Genomic DNA, 4844 nt, shown 5'->3' with positions numbered 1-4844 from the left:
AAAAACCAACCATTCATTCAAACCAATTGGCAAAGAGTTGTGATAAAACGGATACAACGTGGTCAAACCTGCCCAAGCAACAGCTATTAAAAATATTTTCAGTCCTGGTACATTTCTTAGAAACACTTTTTTCCTGAAAACCCTTACTGTTGGCAACATATAAAACAAAGTGCAGAGCGCAAAAGGCAGAATAAAAAACAGCTCCTCGAGTCGCATTTTTAACACACAGTCAATTAATAATAGAAGAACAACACCATTTAAAACCAACAAGCCTTTTAAATTTTCATCAAACCATTTCTGTATTTCTGGTTTCAGAAGTTCATTCTTAGACTTCAAATATCGTATCATATTGTAAGAAAAACATGTAGATAAGCTGATAAAAAACGCAGAATATGTCATATCAACATTAAAATACAATCCTGTTATTAAAACTAATGCTCCCGCAGATATTGATACATGAATATTGCTCTGTACATAATAGGAAAAAATTCTAGATATGAATGAGATAAATCTTTTGCTCGTTGCCAATAGAATTAATATGATTTCAAAAACAAAAATTTGCCTTACTTAATTAATATCTTTTTGCTTAACATCCCTTTATCGGTAAAAACCTTAACAATATAAATTCCATCAGCAATGGTCTCAGTCAAGATCCTTACTTCTTCAGAACTTGTATTTAATTTATTTTCTAATATTTTTTTACCTAAAGCCGAATATAATTCAATCTTAAACACCTTCTTTTCCACCGTATAAACAACAAGTTCTTGAGTGCTATCATCTTGATATATCAAAGTATTATCTCCAAAACTATTAGTTTTTACAGACAAGGCATCCTTTTCTCTAAAAACAAGTCCAAACCTATCAGAATATACTCCTTTGTCCAGTGTTAAAGATATAGTATTAGACAAGTCATAAATCCTACCATTTAAAAGATCAACAAGATAGGAATCATAGGAATCCATATATTCTTTACCATCTACCATTAACTTAACTGTCTGATTCTCTTCAATAACTATTCCAAGAGGAACATGCAAATCATTTTCAATTTGACCAACTCCTGCAATAATTAAATTCAAATCAATTTCTGGAATATCCCAAAAAATGTCAGTGTCTTGAATATCAAAGACAGAACTATCATACCCACTTTCATAGTTTTCAAGAGTATTTCCTTGCTTAAAGTTTATTCCTAGCTGTCTATGAACCTCATTATTTTGTTCATTTACGTAATCAAACCCTATTTTAAAATTTGGAATTTGATCATTGTTTGATTTTTTTACTTTTCCACCAGACTTAAACAACACGTTGTCATTACTGAAAGCTCTTTGAGAGTTTTGAAAAGTAACTACACCACCTTGTGATGCTCCTGCTGAAACAAAGAACCCTTGTCCTACTGCTATATATTGAGAAGGTTCTTTATAACCTCCCTCTCCAAAACCAGCCGTTCCATCTGTGGTTGTATACACGTTGGCCGCTACACCCATAGCCTGATTTCGTTGAGAATACCCACCTTCATATCCATATTTACCATGACCTTCAACATTACCTTCAGTTGTCGTTTCCCCAGTATGTTCCCAAAAATAAATTGTTCCATCTATAGAACCATCATTATCTGATATAAACTCACTAACATTTAATACACTCGGATATGGATTACCTAATAGAGAAGTTGTATTCGGAGAAATAGTTTTTGAAATAGTTCCATCATTTGGAGTACCAATAAATGTATAATTCTGCGGTGATCTTCCTGTACTTTTCATAGTATACCCTTCACCGATATTTATATTTCCATCATCTAATTTCTGCGACCAATCGCTTCTACTTGTTCCATTAAAATAAGTGTAGATCCAATAATTAGCTATTGTTATTGGATCTGTAGCAGCTCCGTTTAACGAATTTAAATCTGAATAAGAAACAAAATTTATTTCTTTTTTAGCTGAGTTTTCAGATGTAGGTGTAGTACCATCATGCATTACATCTTGAACCTTAAAGTTTGTATTCCCTAATGACTTGACCACAGGTGATGACCAGTAATGATAACGATATGAATTGGGTACACTTCCTTGTTGATCTCTGTATACAATTCCGTCTCCCTGGACATTGGATAAACCTATATGAGACTGAATCAATTGAGCATCTCCTATCAATCGAATTTCACCATCTAGAACAAACTCTCCATTAACCTCTAAAAACTGATCATTATTTACAACTAATTTAGAATCTTCTCTTACCCAAGCACACCCCACATTAGCACTACTTTCCATAATTCCATTCGTAAGTGTACTTTCTGCATCAATAACTAAAACCTTATCTCCATCAGCTGCAGAATTTACAGCATCTATTGTTGGTGCCCCTGTAACGCTTTCACTAGAACCTCCAGTCCAACTATTCGAATCACCATTCCAGAATATACCATTGACTTCACAAAATGTAAAATACTGCGTACCAATAAAGTCAACTTTTGCCGATTGATAAACTCCTTGATCTGTTAATGGGTAATAATTCACATTGGTAGTAAATGCAGGATCATCTGCTACTTTTAATAACTTCACTGTATTGGCTGTATTTAAAACAGTAGACAACACAAAATCATCAGCATTATTCAATCCATTGTCTTCAATAACAGAAACCTCTACAGATCCAATAGTACCTGTTTCAACAGCTTTCCAAACTCTGTCCATTTGTTTCTCAGGAGAACACAATAAGGTTTTTGAAGAAGTACTAGAAATATTAGCTCCGTTATTCCCCCACATTAAAAAAGACTTATTACCATTTATATTATTTGAATTAGCAGCGTTTGAAGCAGCAATATCTCCTAATCCTATAGTAACGATAGCATCTAAACTAATAGATTTTGATTGCTTTTGTACCAAAGCCATGTCATCATCCCTACCAATACCAGCAACATCATTATGATATCCTGCATTGGCTGCATAATCCCAAACTGTTGTTGTTAAATCTTCGAGTAGGTAACTCCCCTGAATAACATCAGGATTTGATCCCCCAAAGTCATCATCTCCATCAGAATCCGTTTTATCCAACGTAATTCCATATTTGATTGCTAAATACGACTGTATTTGTTGCTGTCTATTTTTATCTGGAACCACATTTGTAATGATGATTTCTGCAATTTCACCCGTAAATTGATTTGATCCCGCTGTTTGAGATCCAATAAACATCGTTTGATTATTTCCTGTACCAGAATTTGTTCCTGTGTCTGTATCAATAGTCAATCCATTCTGTGATATCGATCTAGAATTGCCATTTGGAGTAGTGCTATTGACATTTGCTCCATAGGTAAATAAATTAAATTCATTTACAGCCATTACCCCTCCATTATCATTGGAGGTATTGTTTCCATGTTGAAAATTAACATTTGTATTATTCGTTACATTCATGGCCAACCTACCTGAAGTTTCCGCTTCACTAAAAACATAACCTATCTGATTGGCATCTGATTTTACAACAGTATATGCCCAAATAGCATCATAACTTAAATTATTTCCCAAGACACTGCTTGCAATTTCCATATATTCAGAGCCATCAAATTGAATCGTAGGATTGAAATTTAGTCCAACGTCAATCTTTTCAGGTTGATTTGACGATGCACTTGCATCCTTGTCACCACTCTGATCTTCCCAACTTGATACTAAAGAACTTCCAGTTACTTCCTTATCTGCTCTAAGCCATAAAATCGTTCCCAAATCAGCACTTACTGGGGGTGGATTATTATTTGTATCTCTATAATCAACATCATTAGCACCATCCGTATTTGGAAGACTCGCATTCGGATCGTTAATTTCATCATTCACATCTACATCATTCAATTCAGCCCCTTCAAAGATATCATCCAAACCATCATTATCACTATCAGTGCCCAAACTCCCTGATTCTATAATTCCGTTCTCATCAATATCATCTACACCATCATTATCAGAATCTTCATTCAAGTAATCAGAGGTACCAACAGTTGTTTCAACAGGACTCAATCCTCCAGCATAATTATCATCAACACCATCGTTATTTACATCTGTAATTCCAGCTCCTATTCCACTAGGTGCTACATAACCATCTGTTACTTGTCCTTCTATATTATCAGGTATCCCATCATTATCAGAGTCAATATCGAGGTGATTCGGTATTCCATCATTATCAAAATCATATACATCAGCAATGCCATCAGCATTTCCATCTGTATAATTGGTATCTGTTGCACCATCTCCAGGGGTATCATCAGAAACATCCATATAATTTGGAATCCCATCATTATCCTCATCGGCATCAGGTAAGTATATTCCACTTTCAACAGTATCTAAAATCCCATCATTGTCATCATCTAAATCCGCATTATCAGGTATTCCATCTCCATCTTTATCAAAATCAGAACTAGCATCTCTATAATCAACATCTCCTAGTGCACTAGCGTCCTCGTCAGTATCGGTCAATTCAGAAATAGGATCTGTGATAGAATTATTTACATTATAAGCCAATAGGTCAACATCATATTTATCAACTAAACCATCGCCATCACTATCTGCAGTACTACCTGAATTTAAAACATCAGACAAACCACTTTCATCTGTATCCAAAACACCATCGTTATCAGAATCCGTATTTCTAAAATCTAATTCAGTTGCTCCATCATAATTATTTGGAGAAAGTCCAGTTGCTGTAAATGCATCATTATTTTCATAAGCAGCATCCACTCCATTCAGTCCAACATTTCCAGAAGGCACCGTATAACTTTGAGTAGATTGAGCCTCGATATTATCAGGAATACCATCATCATCTGAATCAATATCCAGATAATCGGCTGTTGTATCTGTTGCTGAAGTTATATTTGGTGT

The 4844-nt window shown here is 34.6% G+C and carries 1 protein-coding gene and 1 pseudogene; both read right to left on the bottom strand.

The features are described 5' to 3' along the window. Positions 1-348: pseudogene (locus P8H68_RS09995) on the bottom strand (hypothetical protein); the annotation flags it as partial. A 215-nt stretch (positions 349-563) separates the two neighbouring features. Further along, a partial coding sequence (locus P8H68_RS09990) for a T9SS type A sorting domain-containing protein (RefSeq protein ID WP_300324334.1) occupies positions 564-4844 on the bottom strand: 4281 nt, incomplete at its 5' end.

Source organism: Flavicella sp. (genome assembly GCF_029238425.1).
In the GTDB taxonomy this organism is placed as follows: domain Bacteria; phylum Bacteroidota; class Bacteroidia; order Flavobacteriales; family Flavobacteriaceae; genus Flavicella.
This window is presented reverse-complemented; position numbering and strand designations above follow the sequence as displayed.